The 25812-nt window shown below is 41.0% G+C and carries 19 protein-coding genes, 1 pseudogene and 1 riboswitch; of the genes and pseudogenes, 2 read left to right on the top strand and 18 right to left on the bottom strand.

What is annotated here, in order from left to right; all coding sequences use genetic code 11:
* The 13 genes and pseudogenes from IPP77_12220 to IPP77_12280 all read right to left on the bottom strand — a co-directional run.
* Window positions 1-689: O-antigen ligase family protein (locus IPP77_12220; GenBank protein MBL0310401.1), on the bottom strand; the 689-nt coding region annotated here is incomplete at its 3' end.
* A gap of 1 nt (window position 690) precedes the next feature.
* On the bottom strand, window positions 691-1638 hold the full coding sequence (locus tag IPP77_12225; GenBank protein MBL0310402.1) for a hypothetical protein: 948 nt from the start codon (window positions 1636-1638) through the stop codon (window positions 691-693).
* Window positions 1639-1754: 116 nt separating this feature from the next.
* Window positions 1755-2126, bottom strand: coding sequence for a hypothetical protein (locus tag IPP77_12230; protein MBL0310403.1), 372 nt, complete (start codon window positions 2124-2126; stop codon window positions 1755-1757).
* Window positions 2127-2400: 274 nt separating this feature from the next.
* Window positions 2401-2745 carry a hypothetical protein gene (locus IPP77_12235; protein MBL0310404.1) on the bottom strand — a complete coding sequence of 115 codons (345 nt, stop codon included), beginning with the start codon at window positions 2743-2745 and terminating at the stop codon, window positions 2401-2403.
* Window positions 2742-3755: a fatty acid desaturase gene (locus tag IPP77_12240; protein ID MBL0310405.1), complete on the bottom strand. Its 1014-nt coding sequence runs from the start codon at window positions 3753-3755 to the stop codon at window positions 2742-2744. The genes IPP77_12235 and IPP77_12240 overlap by 4 nt, the downstream gene beginning before the upstream one ends.
* 65 nt (window positions 3756-3820) lie before the next feature.
* Window positions 3821-7507, bottom strand: coding sequence for a methionine synthase (gene metH / locus IPP77_12245; GenBank protein ID MBL0310406.1), 3687 nt, complete (start codon window positions 7505-7507; stop codon window positions 3821-3823).
* 84 nt (window positions 7508-7591) lie between these two features.
* A riboswitch (SAM riboswitch) is annotated at window positions 7592-7687 on the bottom strand.
* A gap of 67 nt (window positions 7688-7754) precedes the next feature.
* Window positions 7755-8900 carry a glycosyltransferase family 4 protein gene (locus IPP77_12250; protein MBL0310407.1) on the bottom strand — a complete coding sequence of 382 codons (1146 nt, stop codon included), beginning with the start codon at window positions 8898-8900 and terminating at the stop codon, window positions 7755-7757.
* Between the two features lie 4 nt (window positions 8901-8904).
* Window positions 8905-9948, bottom strand: a complete 1044-nt coding sequence (locus tag IPP77_12255) for a DUF354 domain-containing protein (protein ID MBL0310408.1) — start codon at window positions 9946-9948, stop codon at window positions 8905-8907.
* Window positions 9949-10736, bottom strand: a pseudogene (locus tag IPP77_12260) (glycosyltransferase). It lies immediately after the preceding gene.
* Window positions 10737-10740: 4 nt separating this feature from the next.
* Complete coding sequence (locus IPP77_12265) at window positions 10741-12075, bottom strand: hypothetical protein (protein ID MBL0310409.1); 1335 nt, start codon at window positions 12073-12075, stop codon at window positions 10741-10743.
* 120 nt (window positions 12076-12195) lie between these two features.
* Window positions 12196-13428 carry a glycosyltransferase gene (locus tag IPP77_12270; protein MBL0310410.1) on the bottom strand — a complete coding sequence of 411 codons (1233 nt, stop codon included), beginning with the start codon at window positions 13426-13428 and terminating at the stop codon, window positions 12196-12198.
* Window positions 13415-15268: an asparagine synthase (glutamine-hydrolyzing) gene (gene asnB / locus IPP77_12275; GenBank protein ID MBL0310411.1), complete on the bottom strand. Its 1854-nt coding sequence runs from the start codon at window positions 15266-15268 to the stop codon at window positions 13415-13417. Before asnB ends, IPP77_12270 begins: the two co-directional genes overlap by 14 nt.
* A 48-nt stretch (window positions 15269-15316) precedes the next feature.
* Complete coding sequence (locus tag IPP77_12280) at window positions 15317-16282, bottom strand: Gfo/Idh/MocA family oxidoreductase (GenBank protein MBL0310412.1); 966 nt, start codon at window positions 16280-16282, stop codon at window positions 15317-15319.
* A 161-nt stretch (window positions 16283-16443) separates the two neighbouring features.
* On the opposite strand from IPP77_12280, the gene IPP77_12285 reads away from it, so the two are divergent.
* Window positions 16444-16911: a low molecular weight phosphotyrosine protein phosphatase gene (locus tag IPP77_12285; protein ID MBL0310413.1), complete on the top strand. Its 468-nt coding sequence runs from the start codon at window positions 16444-16446 to the stop codon at window positions 16909-16911.
* 267 nt (window positions 16912-17178) lie between these two features.
* Here IPP77_12285 and IPP77_12290 read toward each other — a convergent pair whose 3' ends face one another.
* Both IPP77_12290 and IPP77_12295 read right to left on the bottom strand, forming a co-directional pair.
* Complete coding sequence (locus IPP77_12290; protein ID MBL0310414.1) at window positions 17179-17871, bottom strand: fibronectin type III domain-containing protein; 693 nt, start codon at window positions 17869-17871, stop codon at window positions 17179-17181.
* A gap of 564 nt (window positions 17872-18435) precedes the next feature.
* The gene (locus IPP77_12295; GenBank protein MBL0310415.1) at window positions 18436-19572 is read right to left on the bottom strand and encodes a Fic family protein; all 1137 of its coding nucleotides are present in this window, start codon (window positions 19570-19572) and stop codon (window positions 18436-18438) included.
* Window positions 19573-19760: 188 nt separating this feature from the next.
* On the opposite strand from IPP77_12295, the gene IPP77_12300 reads away from it, so the two are divergent.
* Window positions 19761-20234: a hypothetical protein gene (locus IPP77_12300; GenBank protein MBL0310416.1), complete on the top strand. Its 474-nt coding sequence runs from the start codon at window positions 19761-19763 to the stop codon at window positions 20232-20234.
* Window positions 20235-20291: 57 nt separating this feature from the next.
* On the opposite strand, the gene IPP77_12305 is transcribed toward IPP77_12300, so the two are convergent.
* From IPP77_12305 to IPP77_12315, 3 genes are read right to left on the bottom strand one after another with little or no spacing between them, the layout of a single operon-like run.
* Window positions 20292-22907, bottom strand: a complete 2616-nt coding sequence (locus IPP77_12305; protein ID MBL0310417.1) for a DEAD/DEAH box helicase family protein — start codon at window positions 22905-22907, stop codon at window positions 20292-20294.
* The gene (locus tag IPP77_12310; GenBank protein ID MBL0310418.1) at window positions 22907-23704 is read right to left on the bottom strand and encodes a Fic family protein; all 798 of its coding nucleotides are present in this window, start codon (window positions 23702-23704) and stop codon (window positions 22907-22909) included. Before IPP77_12310 ends, IPP77_12305 begins: the two co-directional genes overlap by 1 nt.
* 3 nt (window positions 23705-23707) lie before the next feature.
* Window positions 23708-25288, bottom strand: coding sequence for a site-specific DNA-methyltransferase (locus tag IPP77_12315; protein ID MBL0310419.1), 1581 nt, complete (start codon window positions 25286-25288; stop codon window positions 23708-23710).
* Window positions 25289-25812 lie beyond the last annotated feature (524 nt).

Raw genomic sequence — 25812 nt, forward strand, 5'->3', positions numbered from 1 at the left:
GGCTCATACCAAGTTCTAACCAACAAAATGAAGGGGAAAAAAATGGTAACGATAGCCGCATAGTTCACATGGTTGCGGAAGAACGGAGCCATAGGTTGGTTAATATCATCAAAAGCAAAACCATTGATGGCATGCCGGATGATTACCTGAATAATCAGTAGCGTGAGTGGGATGTAGATGCACCAAAATGCTTTTTTCAAATCTTCCTTTGTGCGAACGATTATAGCCGTTAGCACCGAAAAAGTCATCGTATACCATATCTTGGATAGAAACACTTTGAAAGATACGATGGTTTCAATGGAAGTAAGTGCTGAAATAAAAATCCAAAAGAGATGGGCCATCAGCGCCACTAGAAGTAAATGCCCAAAATACCCTTTTGGCAATGCTTTGTAATTGGTCAATACAAAAATGCCGGTTACAAACATCAATCCAATCATCAGCGGCTCATCGGGCAAGTCGGTGGCTAGTGATTCAGAGAAACTGTATTCAATAGAAAAAGGAATCGTGAAAAGCAGCAGATAATACAGCAGTTTGAAATTAATCACCCCTACATAAATAGTGAGTAGGCCAAAAGGAATCAGGGCGAGATAATACTGTTCGGTAAAAAGAGCTGCGAGTACAGATACCACCGTGGCGGCACCAAGAAAGGTAAATAGGCCCAGTTCTGTCCTGTCAAAGGTCCTAATCACATTAAAGCTGCGCTTTTAATTCCTTGAACTGTTCAATCAGAAACACGCCGATGGTGGAAACGAATGCAGTGACCAGCATGGTAATTAATACGACCAGTGAACGTACCGGTTTGTCGCGACGGTCGGCGGGAAATGCTTTCTCGACTATGAAGAGGGATGAAGAAATAGATTGCATCGCCACTTCCATCTGTTCCTTAATGTTGCTACGATTATTAAACTCCTTCATAGCGTTCTCTTGCTTCTCTAGCATGGCCTTATATTCTTGAACTGCTCTGAAGTTTTTTCCTTCCACCAATACCGTACTGCCAGCTGCTGAAGAAACTTTAATGTCAAATTCAGTAGCAAGGGTGGCCAGCGTGGTTACATAATCGTTTACCTTCTCTCTTTGCTGCTCAATTTGAGCGCTCAATACTTGATAAAGTTTCTCTTTGGTTTCCAACACGTGCCTCATATTCAATTCATCTACTTTTTCGATGATCACATTGACCATAGCTGCGGCCAGTTTGGGGTCAGTGTCATAGATAGATATTTCAATCGCTTCGCGTTCGGTTTTGAGCGCCTTGTAGTTCTTTTCAAATTGCTTACGTACAATCGTTTTATAGAATTTATTATTCCGACTTACTTTATAGTGATCGGTCAGATTAAATGAGTCAATAATAAAATTGATAACGGTTTCAGAATTGGCGATGGTCAGCACCCGATTTATATCACTTTTGCCACCAAAATATTCCACCTGCCCACCAGAGCTTTCTGTATTGAAAATCATGGAACGGTCGCTCAGGTATTGGTTGGTAGGATAGAAGGTGGACCAGGACAGATAATATTCATCCATCACAAAGACCGAAAACAAACCAGCAATGATTCCTGAAGCCAAGGTCAGCACCAACAAAGGGGTTTTCCATTTTAAAATAATGCGGATGGCAGCGACGAGGTTGAACTCTTTATCCATTGGTAGTTTTTTTGAGGCGGGCAAAAGTAAAATAATTTGTAAAGCGACATTGGAACACAGCACTAAATGGCAACAAATTCAGATTTTAGAGCAGAGCCTTTTCCGCTGCGAATCTATCAATTGAGATTCGTCTTCGTACGGTCATAAGGCATAAATACAAAGCTGGGCGATGCCTCATCGGCTACAAATACACACATAAACTGCTCCGGAGCCTTGTAAGTCTTAATGAAATCCGAGGATTTTTCTTTGTGAACAATACCCTTATTTACAAAATCTTCCAAGTGGGAGGCGCTGAAGTTCCAACCGATGTCAAAATCCTCTTTTTGAACGATGGGCAAACCCAAGTCCACATCGCTGGCACTGCGTGTAGCCACAAAAATCGGATACTTCGATACGTGACCTCGAATCATTCCCAAGGCAATCTGCCGGATATAATCACGACAAATCTCAAGATCGTCGTGCAGTGACTTATATATTTCCTCGTCCAACCCCATTGAAATCCAAACATGGAAATTTTTTTTTGAAAAAAGAAACCAGTCCTTGGTTAGGATGAAATATCAACTACAAATAACTTTCTTTTCCGTTGACCAGCGTTCTCTGTTTTTGTTATTAGTTTCGAGCACTTTAACAACTGGTTAGACTACTTCAACTTTGACCATGTTGGTAGAACAGTCTCTCTAATTGAGACAATATAATTTATCGCATGGGGCTATGCCCAGCTAGAATAGTACGAGACCATTTCAGGGTTTGACGCACTCTTAGTTATCGCTGTTTCAGGAAGGTGTAGTCGCTAACAAGGTTTCCTTGCTCACCGGTGGTGTATTGGGTGATGAGAAAGTAGCCCTTCTTCTTGAGGTTGTTGATAGTTTGGTTAATGGTCTTGAGGTTTTCTATTTCGTTTTTTTCGGTATAAGGCAATAGCTTTACTTCTTCGGTGCTTGCATCTTCATAAACGATAAAAATTTTTGCAGCGATAAAACCGGTGCCCATGCCTACAGATCGGTTGCAGTCAAAAACGCGCATGGTAGCATAGCCGCCTTCGGTTTGTGCAGAAGCATTTGAAAAGCAAACGCCCGCTAATAATAAAACTGAAAAAAGAATTCTCATGCGACAGCTTGGGTGGTTTTGTTTTTGCGTTGTTGAAGGCTTACTTTGCCATCCTTAATTCTTTCTACGCGAGAGAAAAGGCTATAGCGCTCATCAAAAATGAAATTGAGCCAGAGCTTAGTCCAAGAAGTATAGTAGGTCAGGTTGTTGTAATACTCCGGAGCCATTTCCCGAATTTTCGGGAGGCGATTCCAAGGTACGGCTGGGAAATCATGATGCTCGTTGTGGTAGCCTACATTTAGAGCCACGATGTTGACCGGTCCATAATAGCTGGCGGTTTCTTGATTGGGGTTATAGGTGAAATGCTCCTGAATCCAACGGGCACCAACAGGGTGCAGACCGATGGAGAAAAAGAAAGAGAAAACAAGATAAAGCAAACCGGCCCATCCACAGAAATAGACGATAGCAATATCGTAGGCAAGGGAGAAGGCTAAATTGATGAAGGTCCATTTGCTGAACAGAGTGATAGCTTTGAGGCGCGGAGGGCGAGTGATTTGAAATACCGGAAAGAAGAGCATCCAAAAAGCTTTTCCATACCATTTGTTACCAATCAGTTTTGCTTCCCAGCGATTGGCAACATCGGCATCATATTCATAATCGCCCTGATGTGCATGGTGCTTTAAATGATACACATTGAACCCCATAGCAGCGGGAACAAGGTTGGGCATGTCGGCAAAAATAGCGGTCATCTTGTTCCATACCTTGCCGGTGAAAACCATGTTGTGAACCGAGTCATGGATGATAACATACATACAGTGGTTGGCGAAGGCGCCGATGGCATAGGCGGTCACCAAAGCCACGAGCCACCAGTATTGGAACCCGGTAGCGTATAAGTGCCCGACCCCGTAGGCGATACCGGTTTGAAGGGATAGTACGAAAACCATGATCAAAGCAGTCCATGGATTTCGGCCAATCAGTTTCCTGATTTCGGGATGTGCTTTCATGATGGCGCGTGTACGTTCCGGATGTGGCTGATCATGTTCAGCCTGATAGAAATTTTCTTGTTTCATAGGTGCGAAGATAAGACAGCAATCGGGATTAGGGAAATGATGTTTATTAGGTCGTTTTTGGCGGCTTAATACGCCAGATTCTGACCCAGCCATCTTTCCATTTCAGCCAATGAAAATCCCTTAGCTTTGGCGAGACTTTCTACCTGATCTTTCTGGATTTTGCCGATGCCGAAGTATTTGACTTCCGGGTGGGCGAAGTACCAGCCACTGACCGAAGCCGTGGGGTACATGGCGTTGGATTCCGTGAGTTTCATGCCGGTGTTTTTCTCCACGTTCAGCAGGTTCCAGATAAGTGGTTTCTCCGTATGGTCGGGACAGGCGGGGTAGCCCGGTGCGGGACGAATGCCACGATATTTTTCAGAAATCAAATCTTCATTGCTCAGGTTTTCCTCTTTGGCATATCCCCAGAATTCTTTCCGGACCCGCTGGTGTATTCTTTCTGCAAAGGCTTCGGCCAATCTATCAGCCATAGATTTGAGCATAATAGAATTATAGTCATCGTGATCTTTCTCGAACTTCTCAATCCATTTTTCGATGCCTAGTCCCGCGGTAACAGCAAATGCTCCAAAATAGTCAGTAGCTGCTTGCTGGTTGTTGCTTGCAGGTTTTATGAAATCAGCAAGACAATAGTTTGGTTGACTGCCAGATTTTTTGGTTTGCTGGCGCATTTGATGGAAGGTGGTGAGTTGTTTTCCTGCTTCGTCAAACACTTCAATAAATTCATTTTTGGAGGAGGCAGGGAAAATCCCAATCACCGCTTGTGCGGTGATCCACTTTTCAGCTATGACTTTCTTTAACAGTGATTGCGCATCGTCAAAAAGTTTCTTGGCCTCTTTACCATATTTCTCGCTTTCAAAAATACGGGGATAGCTACCACTCATTTCCCAAGTGCTGAAGAAAGGACTCCAGTCAATATATTTTGACAACTCTTCTAAGCTGTAATCATCAAATACCTTTATTCCGATGAAAGATGGCTTAGTAATTTCAGTTTTATCCCAATCAATTTTGTACTTATTGGCTCTGGCATCTTCGAGCGAAACGTATTCTATGTTGCTTTTACGGTTGGCGTGAATCTCACGCATGGCGACATATTCTTTTTTCACTTTGACGACGAAATTTGCACTCTCATCTTTGCTCAATAGACTGCTGGCAACGGTCACTGCCTTAGATGCATCGAGCACATGTACTACACTCCCATTATAGAAAGGGTCCACCTTTACAGCGGTATGAAGTTTGGAAGTAGTGGCACCGCCAATCATCAGGGGCAGCGTCATACCGATGCGTTCCATCTCTTTTGCGACGTGGACCATTTCGTCGAGTGAAGGCGTAATCAAACCGCTCAGTCCGATGATCTGGGCGTTCTCTTCGCGGGCGCGTTCCAGAATTTTATCGGCGGGAACCATGACCCCCATGTCTATAATCTCATAGTTATTGCAGGCCAATACCACACCTACAATATTTTTGCCGATGTCATGCACGTCACCTTTCACGGTGGCAAGCAAAATCTTTCCATTATTTTTTGAAGTATTACCCGTCCGCTTTTTTTCTTCTTCTAAGTACGGAAGTAGATAGGCTACCGCCTTTTTCATGACGCGGGCACTCTTCACCACTTGGGGCAAAAACATTTTTCCGCTGCCAAATAAATCACCGACGATGTTCATTCCAGCCATGAGCGGCCCTTCAATGACCTCTAAGGGTTTGGGATATTTTTGTCTCGCTTCCTCCGTATCCACATCAATGTGCTCCACTATGCCTTTTACTAAGGCATGAGCTAGGCGGTCTTCCACCGTCCCTTTGCGCCACTCTTCATCAGCCATTTCTACCTTGCCTTTTTTCTTCACGGTTTCAGCAAAGACTAACAATCGTTCGGTGGCATCCTCTCTGCGATCGAGTAGCACATCTTCCACGCGCTCCAATAAATCTTTAGGGATGTCATCATATACTTCGAGCATGGTGGGGTTTACGATGCCCATGTCCATTCCGTTTTTGATGGCATGATATAAAAAAGCCGAGTGCATGGCTTCTCGAACGGCATTGTTTCCACGGAAAGAGAAAGAAACGTTGCTCACCCCACCACTGACGTGTGCATGGGGAAGGTTTTCTTTTATCCATTTGGTGGCGCGGAAAAAGTCCATGGCATTTTGCCGATGTTCTTCTAAGCCGGTGGCCACCGGAAAAATATTTGGGTCGAAGATAATATCCTCGGGTGGGAAGCCTACTTGCTCGGTAAGGATTTTGTAAGAGCGTTCGCAGATTTTAATCCTTTTTTCGTAAGAATCTGCCTGGCCTTGTTCATCAAACGCCATCACAATTACCGCTGCGCCATAGTCATGCACTAATTTTGCCTGACGGATAAATTCCTCCTCACCACCTTTAAGAGAAATGGAATTCACGATTCCTTTTCCCTGCAAACATTTCAATCCGGCTTCGATGATGTGAAACTTAGAGCTGTCAATCATCACCGGAACTTTGGCGATGTCTGGCTCGGAGGCGCAGAGGTTGATAAATTTTTTCATGGCTTCTTCACCATCCAACATTCCTTCATCCATGTTGATGTCTATCACCTGTGCACCACCGTCCACCTGATCTTTTGCTACGGCCAATGCATCTTCATATTTATCTTCCTTGATGAGTTTCAGAAATTTGGCTGAACCGGTTACATTGGTTCGTTCGCCTACATTCATGAAGTTAGATTCTTTGGTAAGCGTCACCGGTTCCAGTCCGCTGAGTTGCATAAATTCAAAACGATGAGGTTTCTTACGCGGCGAATATTTTGCTGCTACCTGAGCAAAAGCGCGGATGTGGTCTGGAGTGGTACCGCAACATCCACCTACGACATTTACAAAGCCGCTTTTGCAAAAATCTTCAATATCTGAACCCATCGCTTCCGGTGTTTCATCATATCCTCCGAAAGCATTGGGCAAACCGGCATTGGGATAGACGCTGACCCAAGTATGCGCTACCTGTGAAAGTGATTCGAGATAGGGACGCATATCTTTGGCGCCGAGGGCACAATTTAAACCGACCGAAAACAGATTAGCATGTTTAATCGAAATCCAGAAGGCTTCGGTGGTTTGTCCGCTCAACGTTCTGCCGCTGGCATCGGTAATAGTTCCTGAAACGGAAACTGGTAACTTCGTTCCCTTCTCTTCCTGAACCTTGTTGATAGCAAACAAAGCCGCCTTGCAGTTCAGGGTATCAAAAACGGTTTCTACCAAAAGCCAGTCTACTCCGCCGTCTATTAAACCTTTCGCCTGTTCGGTATAGGCATCCACCAGTTCTTCAAAACTAATTCCACGGAAACCGGGATTGTTTACATCCGGTGAAATAGAGGCGGTCCGATTTGTTGGCCCGAAGGCTCCGGCAACGAATCGAGGCTTGGAGGGATTCCTCTTTGTAAATTCTTCTGCTACTTCTTTCGCAATTTTTGCCGATTCGTAGTTCAGCTCGTAGGCCAGCTTTTCTAATTTATAGTCTTGTTGCGCGATCCAAGTGGACGAAAAGGTATTAGTCTCAATAATATCCGCACCGGCTTCAAGATATTCAGCATGAATCTCCTTGATAATGTCCGGTCGTGTGAGGGAAAGCAAATCGTTATTTCCCCTTAAGTCATGCGAATGATCTTTAAATCGTTCGCCGCGAAAATCTTTTTCGGTCAGCGGATGTCGCTGTATCATAGTCCCCATGGCACCATCCAGTACAAGTATTCGCTTCTCAATTTCAGATGTAAGATTTGGTTTTATACTACTCATGCTTTAATGATTAAATGATCATAATGCCTATTGTGCATACTTGTCAGGAGATATAAAGAAGGTTAGTTCAGGAGAGAAATGATTCTCTTATCTAAACAGGAATTGGCACCTTTTCCCGACATAATCGGGAAGGTTGTCAAGACTTCATAGGGCCTGTCCCTCCGTCTTTCTTGATAAGCAATACATCAAAGAGCAGAGCAAATGTAGGAGAATCAGATGAGATGTCAAAATATAGCCTAGCTCCACACTAAAGGAGGGAATCATATATAGCTTCCAACTCCTGTTCTTTCTTTATTAAATCAAGATTTGCGCAAGCATGAATTCTGGCAGCCTCTCCCAATTTTTTTCTAAGCAGGTGATCCTCCATCAACCTTTTTATTGCATTGGCAAGAGCATCTACGTCCCACTCTTCGACGAGCAGGCCTGTCTTTTCATTTTCAATGACATAGGGTATTCCCGCATGATAAGTTGAGATGACAGGAAGGCCGCTGGCCATCGCTTCGACAATGGTGCCGGGGATGCCTTCCCTGAATCCTCCTGGGCCTGGAACACAGGGGTGAACAAAAATATCGGCCTCGGAAAAATATCGAGACATCTCGTCTGAAAGATATTTAACCGGACCGGCAAAGTGAACAAATTGATCAAGTCCATATTTGTTTGATAAATTCCTAAACCTTTTTTCTAAATGTCCGGATCCAACGACGTTTAACTTGAAATTTTTTATACCTGTAGCGATCATTTTTTTTAAAGCTCTAAATAGAAATATATGGCCCTTCGAATAATCAAGTCTGCCTAATAACAATAAATTAATTTGCTCTGATAACAGGTGCTCTCTTTTTATGCTCTGAAAAAAGTTGGTTGGGATTCCATGGTAGTGAATGAGGATTTTATTCTCGGGACAACCATAGTTCATTAGTTGTTCTTTCATGTAAGGACTCATAGCTAATATTTTTGTAGCATGTTGGATGGCCTGCCTGAAAAATGGATGGCCGAGCCCAAGGGGCAACGAACGGAAAAAACTAACATCGTGTCCATAAAATGAGATAACGGAAGGCAATCCCGACTTGGCCATAACATCAGCATAGATATATGCATCCGTGCCGAAGTGAAAATGTGTCAAACGGGACTTTTTTTCTTTTAAAAAATTTAAAACTTTTGCGCAGTCTACACCTCCGATCTTTTTAAAAAAGTAAAAATTGAATTGGAATCCTTTACCTTCAGAGAGGTTTAATGTTGGAAAGTTATTCCAATCAAACTCAGCGAATCCACGATTCGCTCCTGTATCTTGCTTATAAACGATTGAGGGGGCATAGCTCTGAAGATTCAATATCTGATTGGTAATAAAAGGAGTTCCTATTTGCGAGGACTTTCGTAAAAAATGAGTAACAACCATAAAGCTAATTTTTTGAATTGTCCTGCAGAAAGCGTAAGATTTCTGCGGCCAAATACGATGTGCCGTCTATTTTATCCTGTAGCAATTTTTTGCGTTTCAATTCCCACTCGTTTTTAATCCCAGGGGTAATTACTAAATTGGATATCTTAGCCAAGGCATCGTTTTCATCTTTATATTGAAAGACCATATTATATTTTCGATTTAACTCTTCCAGATAACAAAGCTGTAACGGACACACTATCACTGAGGGGGTTCCTAATACCGCTGCTTCACTGGCCATTGTGGGGCTTTCTCCAATACAAATCTCCGCAAAATGCAGGAAATGATGCATGTGCTCTATCGGTATCTTTAGCGTATGTTTTTGTAATTCTGCTGGAAGATGTCCTTCAGACGAAATGATTACCTTGCCATGAGGCAAAAGCATCTTAACTAGTTTTAATTTGCCGTCAGCAGTAAATCCTTTGTGGCCAATATCATGGATGGCATTCCACGACACAAAACGAACGATAAAAAATTTTTCCCCCTCATTAATCCCAAAGGCTTTCAACGGTTCAAAGTTTGGAGTAAAGCGGTTGGGGTGTAGATAGAAGAGCTCTTTATACGAGGCGTGTCGAACTTGTCTTCTGCCCAGGTCCTTGAGAAAGCAATCGGGAGTATAAATTCTCGTGGCAAACGGCTTAAAAAGCATGATTTCCAGCTTGGCATGGTCTGTATCTGTATATACGAAACTCGGAATTCCAGTCAAAACGCCCGCGTGAGCAATTCTGCTAGATGCTGCCCCAACCATTAAGTCCGGCTTATGCTTTAACGCCACACGGAGTACTCTCATTGCCATAACCGGAACCTTAAATGCCTTCTCCATTGAGGATTCACCATACGTACCTAAATTAATATAGGGTATGTTATATTTATTAAGGAGGTCAAGGGTTATATCCTTTTTACTAGCTGTGATGATAATTTCGACCCCATGCTTTTTGAGTTCAGCAGCCAGATTTCTGAACAAATGAAAGTAGGCGGGGTGATTGATATCTATAAGTACTTTCTTCATCTATTTATACAACCGTTCGTTATCCTGTATATCCATCCACATTGCAAATAGAAGAAATTGCATTCCGGTCAGTGTGAGAAACCCAAAACCAAGTAGTGTTATTGGATTGATAGAGATTCCCTCAATCAACCTATTTAATATTTTAATTCCTAGTGGAGTAGCTACAATCAACATTAAAAAGGAAAGATTGTAAAGTAAAAACAAAGGATGGAAATCTCTGAAAAAATACTTAATCCAAAGTCTTTTAATGAAAGACTTGAACAATAGCCAACTAACTCTTGGGATTACCTTAAAAAGTTTCATTTTACTTTCCTCCCCAACGTCATAAACGGGCTTTATCTCCACCTCACGAAGAGTACACATCGCTATATTTAATTTGACCAGCATGTCATTTGGCATTCCGTAAGAACGATAAATCTCATGCAATCTGATTGCATTTATCGCAGCCCTTGAAATGGCTGTATAGCCGGTTTGTGTATCGCTGACTCTCCAATAGCCGGAAGCTAATTTTGTCAAAATGGAGAGAATAGAATTTCCAAAAAAGCGAACTCTTGGAATTACAAGCCAAGCGCTTCGGTGAATCAGGTTGTCTTATTGGAAAGTGGCAAGTCACTGCCCTTTGATGTCCGTATATACTCCTGAACCGTATTGGATGTCTTATCCTTGCTGCAATCGTTAACCACTACAATTCTATCTACAAAATCTGGCATGGATTCAATCACCATCCCAATCTGCTTTTCTTCGTTGTATGCAGGGACTACCACTGCAATTGTCTTTCCGTTTAACATATGCTCAAAACGCTTTTTCTTTTTGTTGGCCAAATAAAGAATAAAAGCCCACGAATAGAGTAAGTAAGAAAAACATTTCTGATGCATGAGCATATCGAGTTTGAAATCTGTCGTGGCCAAAAGCTATAATAATGATCGATACCAAATGCATTAAAAACAATGTGATAATCAGCCAACTGTTAGTGTCTTGGACCTTACCTCGAATAATCTTCATGATAAACAATATGCCAATGAAATAGAAAAGGAATACCCAAATATAGTTTCGAAAAATATAGCCATGGATTTTATAAAAGAGGTGATTCAAAAACATCCATTTGTTTCGGTGTGCGCTTTGTAAATTGCAACTTGTCTCAATTTGGGAGAAGTTTTTTTGGTCACTAACAAATTCTCCAAGCATATATTTCTTTAATCCCGGCGCAGCAGTATCTACCAAAAGGCGGTTAAACAGTTTTTGTTGCGGATCATGGTACATATCATCCACGTAGATCATTTTAAATCTGTCCGGGAGGTAGGTAAAATAAAATGAAGGGTTTAATTGTGAAAATGCCGTGGCGTTTTGGTACAACAATTGAAGCCGAGATGGTGACTGTACTGGCTTTTTATAGGACAGATTTTTTTCGTCTGATATCGGCTTCTTCACCTCCTTTTTAAGCATCCTATCATAAACTAAAGCGAGGCGATAGGGGTCTGATGGTAAGAATAGACCTTTAAATACATAATTGATTGATGACCACAGTAGCAAAACAGCGACAAATGAAAACAGAAGCACCCGAATATCGGATAAACCCCTTTTTGAAATAAGGATAAAGGCTCCTATAATCGGGATAAGGATAAATATGAAAATCCCATTGGGTCGTAATAGGCCAGGAAGAAGCAACGAGAGTGTGAGGGATATAATATTTGAAGTATTAAAGTTGCGAAAGAGCAAAGCGATCCTTCCGCCAATAAAAATTAAGGTGGATGAATACAGACTTTCTGTATACAATGAGGTATTCATCCGGATGGAAAAATTATCAATGGCAAAAATGGCAAGTGCAATGGCCGCCATCCATCCGAAACCTTTTTTCAATTGGGAAAAACAAAAGATGCAATAAAGAGATACCGCAACAAAAACTACATTCTGCGCAATAACTACTACACCTGTGGTCGAAAACAAAGATTTAATAGCCCATATAAAGAATGGATACCCTACCGGTACATCAATAATAAATTTGGGTAATGGGATAATTCCATCTCTGATTAATGATGCGCCCCAAAAGTAGATGTAGGCATCTTGCTGAAATTCAGGTAGAGGGGTAAATAGGAAATAGGGGCCATATCCGATAATATAGATAGCCAAAAAGAAAAAATAAGGCAATAAACTGCTACCGCGCATAATTAGAAGAAGAAACAAAGCAAAGAAAACAATCCTTAAGTAAAACTGGTATAACTATGTCCGCCAGACATCCATGTGTAATTCTCACACTAATAATTTTTGGTATACCGATGCATACCGTTTCACCCCCTCCTCCAACGAATAATATTTAGAAGCTCCATTGCGAATGTCCCCTTCTGAGCGTTTTTCATTTAACAGGTTATCAATAACCCCACAATAACTAACGGAAGAAAATTCATTCACTGTAAAACCCGATTTGGTATCCTTGACTATTTCTTCCACGTCTCCCACATTTCCGTTACAAATATAGGGTATTCCCATTCCCATAATCTCGCCTTGCTTGGTGGGTGAAGATGCCTTTTTTGAAAATACTGGTTTGATAAAAAAGATGGCGGCTGTTGCAAGCGCGAGATAAGTGGGCACTAATGGATGCGGTGCTGAAACAAAAATAAATCTATCCGGATCAATTGCTTTGATTTTTGCTATAGACAGAATCAGTTCTTTTGGCTCATTTGTTATAAATAAAAAGCGAGCCTTGGGTTTTTGTTCCAGCAGGTACTTGAAGAAATCCAGCATTTCGTCGGGCATGTACCAAGTACCGATGCTGCCCAGATAACTCAAAATAAAATCGTCTTTCTCAATTGAAAATTGCTGACGTAATTCATTCAGCAACTTCTGGTTCACGTTTTGTTGTGAAAACTTTTCCAAATCTGCGCAACAAGGGATTACCTGTATTGGAATCGGCTGATTCTTTATCTCTTTCCAAGAATGTATTTCTTTTTTCCCAGCATCAGTCAGGCTAATAGTATAGTCTGCTTCGGCTAAAAACTGCTTTTCTTTTCGTTTGAAAAAATCATACACTCGCTTATACACCGGATTTGACAAATCCCATAAACCACCATCCACTCGTTCGTCAGCATAAAAACCACGCATATCAAAAATGAATTTCACTCTTGTTTTCTTCTTCATTTCGAGCCCTACTAATGAAGATATGTAGCTGCGACAATGAACGATTTGAAAATTCTTCTGTTTGTGTAATGCAAAGGCTTTGTTCCGCAACCTTAGTACATCATACACAGTAGAAAGTACCGATGGCCTTTTGGTATAGGAAAGCGGAATCCATTCAATATTGCTTTGCTTTAACAAGGACGAGATTTGTTCTCTGAATTTTTCAAACCGCTCTTTCTTTTCAAAACTAATGAGCGTAAACCGGTAGCCTTTTTTCGACAAGCCTTGCAAATAGGGTATCACTTGACTTTGTCCCAACGGGTCGGTCATACCGTCATAACTCATGTATAGGACTTCAACAGGCTGCATTATCTTTCATCCATTTGTGAAGTAGCAATAAAGACCATATCCGGTTATACAGAAAGTCCTCTCCCTGATTAAATCTTTTCAAGAGCTGTTTTGTGGCATCGGCATCCACCACATTTATTTCCCGAATCACATCTTCATTCAGATAATCATCTATCAAATACTTCAAATCGCTTTTTAGCCAACGCGCAAGTGGAACGGAAAAGCCCCATTTAGGCCGATCAAAAATTTCTTTAGGGACAAAATCATACAATACTTCTTTGAGCAGGTATTTCGAAATTCCATTTTGTTTCTTCAGATTTTCGGAAAGATTAAGGGCAAACTCTACCACCCGATAATCTAAAAACGGAGTCCTCGCCTCTAGGGCAAACTGCATACTGGCTATGTCCACCTTCACCAGCAAATCATCTTTCAAATAATATTTCAAATCAAAGAGCGCTTGCGATTCAGCCGCTGATAGTTGCCGACGGGTTTTAAACTGCTCTTGAAATAGCAATTCATGTCTGAAGTCAGGGTGGAGAATATTTTTCAGTTCCGCCTCGCTGAAAAAATATTGTTCCTGCGAAAATATGTGGCTCTTTTTATGTTCTGTGTTTTTATAATCAAAAACTTTTGCTACCCTTTTATAACGGTTGCCGAGCAAAGAAAGCGAAGCGCTAATGGGTTTTCTTAAAACCTTTATTAGCGGATTATCCAGACGCTTTGCCCAATCATAAGCTCCATAACCCATAAATAATTCATCGCCTCCATCACCGCTCAGAGTCATGGTAACATGCTTCCTCGCTAATTTGGAAACCAGCATAGTAGGTATTCCCGATGAGTCTGCGTATGGTTCATCATACACAGTCAGCATCCGGTCTATCATTTCTAAGGCATCGTTTTCAGTAACCATGAACTCATGATGTTCGGTACCGAGATGTTTGGAAACTTTCCTGGCATATTCGCTTTCATTGAACTTCGCTTCTTTAAAACCAATCGAGAAAGTCTTCACCGGTTGGCTAGAAATGCTTTGGGCAATGGCCGTCACCGTGCTTGAATCAATTCCTCCACTCAGAAAAGTTCCGAAAGGAACATCACTAATCATGCGATAGCGGACTGAACTAGTCAATAATTCCTTCAACTCTATTTTTGCCGAATCAAAATCCTCTTTGATTCCTTCCCTGATTCGCTCCTCCGGCTTCCAGTAACTTTTGATTTCAAGTCCCTTGCTTGTTACCGTCGCATAGCTTCCGGCCGGAAGGCGATAGATGTTTTCATAAATGGTAGAAGGCTCGGGGATGTATCCAGCATACAAAAATGTATAAACTGCTTTTTTATTCAGCCGGATATTTCTTTTTATATAATCATTGGTTAGCAAGGCTTTCATTTCCGATGCAAAAGCCAGATTCTTTCCATCAAAAAAATAGTAAAGCGGCTTCACCCCCATCCGGTCACGGAAAAGAAGAAGTTGCTGATGTATGGCATCATAAATAGCCAGTGCAAACATGCCATTCATCATTCGGGGCAGTTCTTCACGCACTTTAGAAAAGGCTTCAATAACCACTTCCGTGTCGGAGGTAGTGCGGGTTTGAATCTGAAGTTTCTCTGCTATCTCCCGATAATTATAAATCTCGCCATTGAAGGCAATAGCATAGCGTCCATCGTGAGACCAAAGCGGTTGGTTGGCAGCAGCACTCAGGTCAATGACACTCAATCGGCGATGTCCAAGCCCAATGGTTTTTTCGTCATTGATATAAAATCCTTCTGCATCTGGCCCTCGGTGGCTCAGCCGTGCCGTCATCTTTTCTAAATCTTGGCGGCTGAACTGATGAGATGGAGAATAGAAACCGGCGATGCCGCACATAGCAGTGAGAAATTAGAAATTAGAAATTAGAACCATCCTGAGTAACATCTATAAATCGAATGGATGTTTGCTCAGTGCTGCTTTAGCAAACGGATGATAGTCGCCTTTCAGTCCAATCGGTGTTTGTCGGCGGATGTCGCAGGCAATTTCAATACTGGGCAAGGCATCTTTCACCGTATAACCATTTCCGGCAATGATTTGCTCATAACTCTTGGTATGCAGATCAGTAAAGCCATCACTGAATTCAATTTCTTTCCCTTCAAGCGTCATAGAGCGATAGGTGCGCATGTTTTTTTTCTTCGCCGCTTCGGGCAGCATATCTGCATTGATGCTTAAAAACCAGCGCACCTTGGCTTTTGAAAACTCCAGATAACCGGCTGCGCGGTCGTGGGTGTGAACATGTACTATATTTTGTTTCACCGGTCCAAAAAGCCAGCCCAGCATATCGAAAAAGTGAATACCGATATTGGTAGCTATGCCTCCGCTTTTTGTTACATCGCCTTTCCAACTGGTATAGTACCAGTTGCCACGCGAAGTGATATAGGTCAAATCAAATTCATAGATTTTATCCTTCGGGCTGTTCGCTATATCTTCTTTCAGTTGTATGATATTCGGATGCAAACGCAGTTGCAGAATGTTATTTATTTTTCTTCCTGTTTCCTTTTCTAATTCAATCAGGTTCTCTGCGTTTTTAGGAAATAATACCAACGGCTTTTCACAAATCACATCGGCATCGTTGCGTAGCCCGAACCGGATATGCGAATCGTGCAGGTAATTGGGCGAGCAGATAGAAACATAGTCCACCTTGGTTCCGTGACGACGCAACTTGTCCACGTGGCGATCAAAGCGTTCAAACTCTACAAAAAAATCGGAGGAGGGAAAATAACTGTCCATAATCCCGACGCTGTCAAAAGGGTCGTAGGCGGCCAATAAATTATTTCCGGTATCTTTTATGGCCTTGAGGTGGCGAGGAGCGATATAGCCGGAGGCTCCAATGAGTACGAAATTCTTCATGACGCAAGTATAATGAGAATGTGATGATGTGAGAATGGGAAAATTTGAGCATTCATTTACTAGTCAAAGGATATGGCGCACAAATGATAAGATATGGCTGATAACATCTGATTTTAAAGATCCTTATTGTTCCTTAGTGTCTTTATGACATTTTTGCTCCTATGAAAATACTGATGGTTTGCCTCGGAAACATTTGCCGCTCGCCTATGGCGCATGGACTATTGCAACACAAAGTTGAACAGCGCGGAATGGATTGGGAGGTGGACTCTGCCGGAACCGGCGACTGGCATCGGGGCCAACAGCCCGACCACCGCGCCATTGCCTGCATGAAAAAACATAGCATTGATATTACTTATCAAAGTGCCCGACCCATCATTTATGATGACTTCCAACAGTTTGACCTCATTTACGTAATGGATCGCAGCAATTTTGAAAATGTAGAGCGAATGGCACGAAACGAGGAAGACATGAACAAGGTGAAGCTGCTATTGAGCGAAATTTATCCCGAAGGAGCAGAAGTGCCCGACCCCTATTACGGTGGCGACGCAGGCTTTGAGAGGGTTTATCAACTGCTTGATGAAGCAACAGAAAAGATTTTGGAAAGATATTCGTGTCATACGAAAACATGAAAGGGGGCGCTGTTTAGTCACGGTGAGTGTGGCCTCCCGCTGTCCGTCGCCTTACCTCATCTTGCGGAAGTATTTATAGGGTTTAAGAGGCTGTTTAGATTTCTGTGTAAAAATGGGTATCCGGCGAGAAATACCTCTGTGTTCTCCGTGCGACATATCAGATTCATAACAAATTCGGTTGTTCAAATCCAAACAGCTTCAAGCAGGTAAAAATAAAAAAGGCGCTCCCTTTCGAGAGCGCCTAACCGAGACTAAAATGGGATTTTATTAGTCTTGAGGTAAACTGAGCCGGAGGGTAGCCACCGGACTGTAGCCCTCATATCCTGCATGGCTGAGGGTTGCCACACGGAAATAATACTTGGTGCCGGGTGTTAAATCATAAATCTTGATAGAAGATTTTTCAGATTGGTACACCATTGGCCAACCCTGTGTAGGGTTGGTACTTACCTCGATGCGATAACCGGATGATTTCTTCACCGCTTTCCATTTCAACTTCACAGAACCCTCCGCTGCGCCTTGCTTGGCTACCAGAGTTTCAGGAGAATTAAGAATGCCAATTGGACTTTTAGAATCCCGAATATCCATACCGGAGCTGAGTGCAATTTCCGGATCTCCTTTTGCTTCGCCCTCTACGTAAATCTGTAGATCGGACATCAATATATCCAGATCTGCTTCGCGCAGGTCGCGAATCTCGGTGGCTGCCGGTCCTCCGGGAAGGGCCTGCTGTGCCAGTTCGAGTGCATCTATAGCTGTGGTGATATCAGCCAAGGTGGGAGACGGTACCGCAAAGTTGGGATTGCCGTTCATGAATTCCACTACTCGGCGAGCCAGGATGATTTTTTGTGGCACGGTCAGCAGGTGAAAGCCCAGTTTGACAATAAAGGATACGATAAATACAGCAATGTGCTGGCAGACGGTACGCTTTGCGCTCCCGCCCTTTTTGTTTTTGTTCTTTTTCATTTTGTTTTTGTTTTAAAATTTGAATAAAAAATACGCAGCACCTCGTTCGTAAGCCTCCGCCTATGGCAGAATTTTATCCCTTGAAACAGGATGCTGTTTTTGTTTAGCTATCCATAAAACAGCTATTGTCATTAGCAAACATCCGACCTCCCTTGCCCGCGCCGGCTGGCAATGCAGGTAGCGCTTGGGAACCTCTTAAAACTGATCTTTTGCTTCTGAAACTGTACCCCTCCTACTGATTCAGGGTACAGCTTGAATCAGTAGGTTTTCATTGGCAAAATTGTTAGGGTGTCAGGCCCTTGCTTCCTTTTTTTACCGGGAGGCGGCGGTTTGCTTCACCCGCCTTTCGGTGGGTTTGTCTTTTTCGTTCCGAGCCTTTTTATCGGTGTTCTGAACTAAACGACAATACAAATATAAGCACCAAAATACCAAAGTCAATAGCGGAACGAAAAAATAGTTCAATCTTGCTTGTAAAGCCTTGGCAGACAAGGCAATAAAAATTATCAGCAGGGACTAAAAGGATGCCTGTTTGTATTCAGACACAGGGATATATCCTGTGCTACTTTAGTTTTTAAACAGGTCTAAGTATTCATGTAATACAAAAATCTGATTCCGCTTAAATCCGGAAATCTCTTTCAGCATTTCCAACCGCACAAAATCGTCTATCAGTTTATGGGCTGTTGTTTTATTTACCTCTAGATACCTAGCCGCATCTTTTGCATCTATCACCGGGTGTTTGTATAAAACGTTTAGCAGCAACTGGGCTGTTTTTGTCTTTTTACCCAGCCGGGTAATTTTTTCAGTTTCATATTTTTCTTTCAGCACAATGATTCTTTTGAATGTGTCAATAGAACTTTGAGCGGTTTGCCACACTCCTTCAAAAAAGAACTTCAGCCATTGGTTCAAATCATTTTTAGAACGAACGATGGTCAAATTATCGTAGTAGAGTGTCTTGTGTTTTTCAAAATAATCTGAAAGATAGAGTGCCGGTTTCAAAAGTTTTTGTTTGCTTACTAAATATAGGGTTATCAAAAGCCGCCCTATTCGTCCGTTGCCATCCAAGAACGGGTGAATGGTTTCAAATTGATAATGCAGGATGCCGGCCTTCACCAAATCCGGTACTTGGATGTGTTCATTATGTATAAATAACTCCAAATCATGCATGAGGTCGGCCAGATGTTCGTGATGTGGCGGAATAAATCCTGCGTCATTAATAGAGGCACCTCCTATCCAGTTCTGGCTTCGCCGGTATTCGCCGGGTGTTTTTTTTTCACCCCTCACCCCCTGCATCAGGATTTTATGCAGTTTCAGAATAAGCCGGTTCGAGAGAGGCAAATGATTCAACTCTTCGATGGCCCTATTAATCGCCTCAACATAATTGTGAACTTCCTGCCAATCGTCTCTTTTTTCGGGTGCCAGATTTTCTGAACGCTGCACAGCCTCTGCCAAGGTGGTTTGTGTTCCTTCTATTTTACTGCTCGTGAGGGCTTCTTTTTGGATGTGCATCCGTATGAACAAGTCCACACTGGGCACTAATTGAGAATAGGCATTCAGTTCTCCTAATTTTATATCCGCTTCGCTCAATAGCTTTTGAGTCAGGGGGTCATCGGTGACCCATACATGGTTTATCTTTTCTGGCAAAAAACTCTTGTACTGAAATTGCTGTTCATATTTTCCCGATTTGAATTTTCTGATCTCCATTTTCGCCAATTTCCCGCAAATATAAATATTTATAGTTGCAGTTATCGCACTTCCTGCAACTATGGATATTATTAGTTGTTGTTAATGTCGTAACTGCAACCAATAAGAGGTCTATTATGTTAAGGAAGTGGCGAATCTTGGGAGGGTCATAACTTTATTCTAAAATTAAAATCCCTTAAAATTGCATCATGGAATCTTTTGATGACGACTTCGACGAACAGGAGGAAGATGATACACAAGGTGAATTTTGGAAGCCCATTTATAAGCTGAGCGACGAGTTGCGGCAGCACATCAAAAAAATTTCAGTAACGCTGCAATCCATGTTGGATATAACCGGTGATGAAGATAAACTCACAAAATCTCAAATTGAAATGATGCTCTGCGACTCATGGCTGGTTGATGCCAAGCTTGCCGGAGCACGGGGTGGTGATATGTACCTGCTCTACATGGAAAATGCCTCCATCATCCGTTCACACATGCGGCAAATGCAATCTTTCACATATGGGTTGGAAATGGAGAACGAACATGGTGATGACACCGGCATCTCCCAACCATACATCCTGGTGCTGCGCGAAGAAATTGAAGCCTTCAAAGATGTTTTCCAGAAATGGGTGCAGACTTTTGAAAAGGATAAGCATGAAGATGAGTGGGGGCTGTACTAACCGATACCATCCCTCCAAGGGATGGTATCGGTGCAAAAGTGCCACCAAAAGCGTTGGCTAAATGTCTTTGATGATGTTTAAAAAGTCTTCTAATTTATATGCTCCGTCAACTGTTCGTCTTTCGTAAACCATGAAGTAACGATAATTATTTCCTGCCTTGTTTGCCCATTGTCCGCCAAGTCTTATTTTTTGTTCTGCGTCTAAGTGGTCGCCTTTGGTTTCTAATAAAATTGTCTTATCGCTTTTTGTCTGAATGATAAAGTTTGGATAATGATTTACAAAACCGTTAATTCTAAAACCTTTGCGTTCTATGTTCCTTGTCCAGAAAGCAATGTTTGTCATGTTGCCAATTTCGTTGATTACACGTTCTTCAAAACCGTTCATGCTTCCTTCTTTCTCGTAAAGCGATTTTGTTATGTCTTTGGCTGTGTCGCCCGGTGAAATGTTTTTTGGTAAAGTGAAAGATGGTTTTATGAAAACTTTGTCTGTGTCTAAATAATCCTTGAATTTTTTCTCTGCAAACTGTTCTGAAAGGGAAATTATTTTATACTTGATTTTGTCTTTATAGGTGTAATCGTGTGCTGCCAAGTCGCTGAATTGTTCGTCTTTAAAATCTTCTAAAATTCGGTTGATGTATTTTTCAATTTCCTTGTCAGGAATTGGAAACATATTGCCAATTAAATCCATTAAGCGTTTTGTGAAATTCTTTACTCTGCTGTCTTTTCTTGATGGGTCAAGAATGTAAGCCATTACACTCTCTTTTACTTCTCCGTCAAGCCTTACAAATGTTGGCGTATGTTCTTTTTTAGTTTCGTCTAAGTCAACTTTGTAGAGTTCTGCTGTAATGCTGTCAAAAGCAATGTTTGTGTCGGCTTTGCTTAATGCAAAACCATCTAAAAGATTTTCCTTTTCTAAAGGTAATTCTTCTTCTTTTTGTCCGAATAAATCGTTTGCAGGAACTTTTAAATAAAACTGTGGTAAGTTTATCTGTTCAGCTTGTTCTTTGAAAATGTCTTTGATACTATATGTTTTCACAAGCTGTTGTATTTCGTTTGGTAAAGCCGTTGTATTGTTTGCTTCCATTTCAGAAACTGTTTTTTCAAAGGCTTCATTTTGTTCTATTGCTGATTTTTCAATTTCCGAAACGGGTGTGTTTGGTAATTCAGTTTCCGAAGGAACTGAAATTCGTGAGGTATCAATGTCGGAAGTAATATCTTCTGCTGTTTCTTCGCTTGTTGGGAAAACGGTCAATTGTTGCAAAGGGTCTTGTTTCTTGGCTTCTTCCAACATGGCAGGGTCAGCCAATTTATAATCTTTGTCGCTGAAACCTGCTTTGTTCAAGCCTTTCACAATGTTGTCTAATGTGTCCAAAAATTTTGATGATGCTGTTAAAACATAACTCAAATTGAGCAAAGGAAAATTATGTTTCATTACATAAGGCTGTCGTAAAACTCTGCCTAAAATTTGTTCAACATCTACTGCTGAACTCTTGTCTGCTAATGATGCCAAGATATAAGCAAACGGACAGTCCCAACCTTCTTTTAATGCATTTATGGTAATGATGTAACGAACTTCACATGCTGCGCTCATTAAATCAATACCCTTAATTTCATTGATGTTTGCAGTCTTAATTTTGATTTGTTCAGCAGGGATTTTCAACTCAATGAGTTTTTCTTTCAGTTTCTGAACATTTGATTTTTCTTCTTCTTCGTTTAAAAAGTCTTTTCCGTTTTTGGGTTGTGCTTGAAACAGCACAATAGGGCGGATGTATTTACCGCCTTTTTTTTCTTCTGCAATGGCTTGTAGTTCTAAGCGTTTTTGAAGTTGTAAACTGCTATTGATTACCTCTGTTTTGTCTTGATGATTGTAAACAATTACAGGCAGTTTCACCATGTTTTCCTTTTTCAATTCCAAGGCATCAATAAAACTAATGATGTTGCTGTTTTTTCTTGGAGTGGCTGTAAGGTCAAGAATGAAACAAGGATTAAATTCTTTGAGCATATCCACACTTAAATCTGTTTCAGCATTGTGGCTTTCGTCAACCACTATCATAGGATTTAAGAACTGCATTACTTTCATTAACGATATTTCTTCGTCCTTGCCTAAAAGCGTTTCAAATGATTGCAATGAACCGTTTTGCTCAAATACTTTTCTTCCTTCTTTGTTGGCTGTTCTAATGCTATCAAAACTCAATACAAAAATGTTCAACTGTTCTTTTACCGAAGTAGCGTTAAATCCGCTTCCTTGCAACAGTGCAGCTTTGTCAAATACTTCAACCTTGTTGCCGAAGTGTGAATTTATTTTTTGTCGGTAAGGGTGATTGGTGTCTTTTAAGTTTTTAATGGTTTGGTCTAAAATGGTAATAGACGGAACTAACCAAACAACCGCTTTGGGTTTGTCGTAAGCAAAAGCATCAAAAATTGTTTTGATGGCGTTGCAAGCAATAAAAGTTTTACCGCCTGCGGTAGGCACTTTCACGCAAATATGTGGCACTCGTGCCACATTGTTTTTGTAGGGTTCTATGGCTGTGCCAACAAATGGAAACAAAGGAGTTTTTGGGTGCTTTGCCCAAAAATTATAAAAAGCGTCTTTCACGTCTTTGGTTTCTTGCACTTGCTCCAAAAACATTGAAAGGTCGTTTATTACTTGCTGTTGATAGGGTTTTAATTCCATTACTTGATTTCTTCGTTAAGTGTTAGCGATTGTGGAAGCATCAGCAAAAAAGGTAATGCCTTTGAATAATCAAGTGCCTCGTATTCCAACCCCAACAACCGAATATTTTTATAGTAAGTTTGGTGTTGCATATAATAGTTCTTTTCTGATTGAATGAGCCAAGCGTTCTCTCCTAATTTTTCTGCTAAAAACCATTTTTCAATCAGTCGGGAGCTTCTTCCGTTGCCATCATCAAACGGGTGAATTTTTACAAATACCAAATGCAATAGCGAAGCAAAGTAGAACACCTCCTGCACTGTCAATTTCATGTTTAATAAACTGTCAAGTTCGGTGTATAGTTTCTCTAATTCGCTTTTAACTGCAGAAGGAGCGGCTGCAACATATTCTATTCTTCCATCGGCAGTGGTTACATACATATTTCCGGTTCTTATTTCGCCCTGTCTGCCTGCTGGTAAAATATGTTTGGTTAGCATTTTTTGAATGGTCAAAATATTTTCTGCATTGCATTTTTGTTTTTTTGCAAATTGATAGGCATTATATAAGTCGTCTATTTTGCGGGTATAATCGGGTAAAAATTCTATGCCAAACCGTTTGTGCTTTACATACGAATCCAACTCAATGTTTTCTCCCTCAATCTTAGAGGAGAAAACAGCAGATACAGAAGTGTAGAAACTGAAAGTATCAATAGATAATTCGCTTTCTTCTAATTGCTCGTATTTTTTTAAAAAAGTATCGCTCATGTTTTCGCAATACGCTGCTAAAAGCTCAGTAGGCAGAATTTCAAATGTTTTTTCCATCGTTTAAAACCTTGTTATGTCTCTTGGTATTTTTTTGAAAATGATGTGATGCTTTGTCATGAAATCTATTGTTAGCAAACAGTTGTCGGCATAAATTACATACTGCTCGGCTTTGGTTTTCATGGTGGCTAAGAAAGCATGGTCTAAGGTAGTTACTTCGTCTTGTTCGTAGTTGAAGTAATACGCTGTGTCATTATGTTTGCCCAAGAAATGTTTATTGTCTTTGTGCTTTGTTTCAGTTAATGGTGTTTTGGTTTCCGTATAGTAAACGTATTGGCGGATTTTATCAACGCCTACAATTTCATTCAAATTGCCATCTTCTAAGAACATGGGTTGTCCGAGTGTGAAAAAGTTGAAATTTCCTTTTGTTGCTTCTGTTGTTCCGTAACCTTTGATAACTCTTTTTACTCTTTCGGCTGTAATTGTTTCGGCATAATCTTCCATTTCTATTAAAATGAATTTGCGATTACCGCCATCTTGTTTATTTAAGTTTAAAACAGCGTGTGCAGTTGAACCAGAACCAGCATAGCTATCAAGAATTATATCATTTGGATTAGTGGCTATTTGCAAAACTCTTTCTACTAATTGATATGGTTTTGGACTGTCAAAAACATTGCCTTCTATAATCTTATTTAACTCTTTTTTGCCTTCTTGATTATGCGATACTTCATCATACTTCCAAATTGTTTGAGGAACAACTCCGTCATTTACTTCAAATAAATATCTTTTTAATTGCGGCTTTCCATTTCCGTCTTTCCCAAAGTAAAATCTATTTTCAGCTAACATTTGCTTCGATTTTTCTTCGTTAAATCGGTAACAGCTACCTTTAGGTGGAAAATGTTCTTTACCATTATTTGGGTTCTTAATTCCAAATACCCCAGTTTCAGAAAAGGATTTTACGAGAACATTGTCAGGTCTCCATAAACCCCTTCCATCCTTATCATCATACTTATAGAATTTATTTTGTTTATTCGTTCTTGGTGCTAAATTTCGTTTCCATGAATTTTTTGATTTAGCGTAAACAACAATAAAGTCATGTGATGCGGAAAAATATTTAGCATCATTTCTTGGCGAATAATTTTTTTCCCAAATAACATTTGCCATAAAATTACCTCCACCAAAAATTTCATCACAAATCAATTTCAAGTTCGCTTGTTCGTTATCATCAATTGAAATGAAAATTGCCCCATCGTCTGCCAATAGTTTGTGTAATAGTTTCAAACGTGGATACATCATACAAAGCCATTTGTCGTGCCTTGTAAGGTCTTCGGCTTCTTTCCCTACTACTTGGCCAAGCCACTTTTTAATTTTCGGGTCGTTTACATTATCGTTATACACCCAACCTTCGTTTCCTGTGTTGTAGGGTGGGTCTATGTAAATACACTTTACTTTTCCTTCGTATTCGGGCAATAAGGCTTTTAAGGCTTCCAAGTTGTCGCCATGTATTATTTTATTTCTGCTTTTGGTTTCTTGGTCTGTTTGTGTTCCGTTGTTAAAGCCGTAGGCGTGTTCCAATACTTTAAACGGAACATCCATGTGATGATTTATGACCTTATCTTTTCCTATCCAGTGTAATGTTGGCATCTATAATTTTTAATTCGTTTTTATTGGTCGTAAAGATAATTTTTAAAACCCTGTTATTGTCAAAAGTTGCACTCAAATTGTCCATTGTCCACTGGTCGGGTGGTGGGTGGGCTTTGGGTGCGGTTGGGTAAAATTAAATGTGCTGCAAAAGCGTTGGATTGTGTGTCGGCTTGCAGCTCTTTTAATTTTACGAAGCGTTGGCATTTTTGTCGTCTGTTTTTCTGTTAGTTTGTTGTCGGTTGTGTCGTCCTTTACGCTTGCACCTAACGGAAAGAAATTTACGAAGTAATTTTTACCACAATAGTAAAAGAGAAAAAATTATTCTCGTAAATTTCTTGTTGTCTGCTGTTGAATCCGTCCAAGGAGCTCAACAGGAACAGTGGATGGGTGAACTCAATTTTCCTACAAGTACCGGAAGTTTAGCGCAAAAATATTGTCGTAAATCCCCGATTTGCGCAGTCTTTTTGTGCGGTAGTTTGCAGGTAATCATTAGAGTGCGGACGGATGTGATTTTAACTGGAACC

The sequence above is a fragment of the Bacteroidota bacterium genome (assembly GCA_016722375.1).
GTDB lineage: Bacteria > Bacteroidota > Bacteroidia > Chitinophagales > LD1 > Bog-950.

Excerpts from the sequence above, each read along its gene's own strand:
- IPP77_12225 (MBL0310402.1), bottom strand. The coding sequence starts at position 1,638 with ATGGATAAAGAGTTCAACCTCGTCGCTGCCATCCGCATTATTTTAAAA.
- IPP77_12235 (MBL0310404.1), bottom strand. The coding sequence starts at position 2,745 with ATGAGAATTCTTTTTTCAGTTTTATTATTAGCGGGCGTTTGCTTTTCA.
- IPP77_12240 (MBL0310405.1), bottom strand. The coding sequence starts at position 3,755 with ATGAAACAAGAAAATTTCTATCAGGCTGAACATGATCAGCCACATCCG.
- metH (MBL0310406.1), bottom strand. The coding sequence starts at position 7,507 with ATGAGTAGTATAAAACCAAATCTTACATCTGAAATTGAGAAGCGAATA.
- IPP77_12250 (MBL0310407.1), bottom strand. The coding sequence starts at position 8,900 with ATGGTTGTTACTCATTTTTTACGAAAGTCCTCGCAAATAGGAACTCCT.
- IPP77_12255 (MBL0310408.1), bottom strand. The coding sequence starts at position 9,948 with ATGAAGAAAGTACTTATAGATATCAATCACCCCGCCTACTTTCATTTG.
- IPP77_12270 (MBL0310410.1), bottom strand. The coding sequence starts at position 13,428 with ATGCAGCCTGTTGAAGTCCTATACATGAGTTATGACGGTATGACCGAC.
- asnB (MBL0310411.1), bottom strand. The coding sequence starts at position 15,268 with ATGTGCGGCATCGCCGGTTTCTATTCTCCATCTCATCAGTTCAGCCGC.
- IPP77_12280 (MBL0310412.1), bottom strand. The coding sequence starts at position 16,282 with ATGAAGAATTTCGTACTCATTGGAGCCTCCGGCTATATCGCTCCTCGC.
- IPP77_12285 (MBL0310413.1), top strand. The coding sequence starts at position 16,444 with ATGAAAATACTGATGGTTTGCCTCGGAAACATTTGCCGCTCGCCTATG.
- IPP77_12290 (MBL0310414.1), bottom strand. The coding sequence starts at position 17,871 with ATGAAAAAGAACAAAAACAAAAAGGGCGGGAGCGCAAAGCGTACCGTC.
- IPP77_12295 (MBL0310415.1), bottom strand. The coding sequence starts at position 19,572 with ATGGAGATCAGAAAATTCAAATCGGGAAAATATGAACAGCAATTTCAG.
- IPP77_12300 (MBL0310416.1), top strand. The coding sequence starts at position 19,761 with ATGGAATCTTTTGATGACGACTTCGACGAACAGGAGGAAGATGATACA.
- IPP77_12305 (MBL0310417.1), bottom strand. The coding sequence starts at position 22,907 with ATGGAATTAAAACCCTATCAACAGCAAGTAATAAACGACCTTTCAATG.
- IPP77_12310 (MBL0310418.1), bottom strand. The coding sequence starts at position 23,704 with ATGGAAAAAACATTTGAAATTCTGCCTACTGAGCTTTTAGCAGCGTAT.
- IPP77_12315 (MBL0310419.1), bottom strand. The coding sequence starts at position 25,288 with ATGCCAACATTACACTGGATAGGAAAAGATAAGGTCATAAATCATCAC.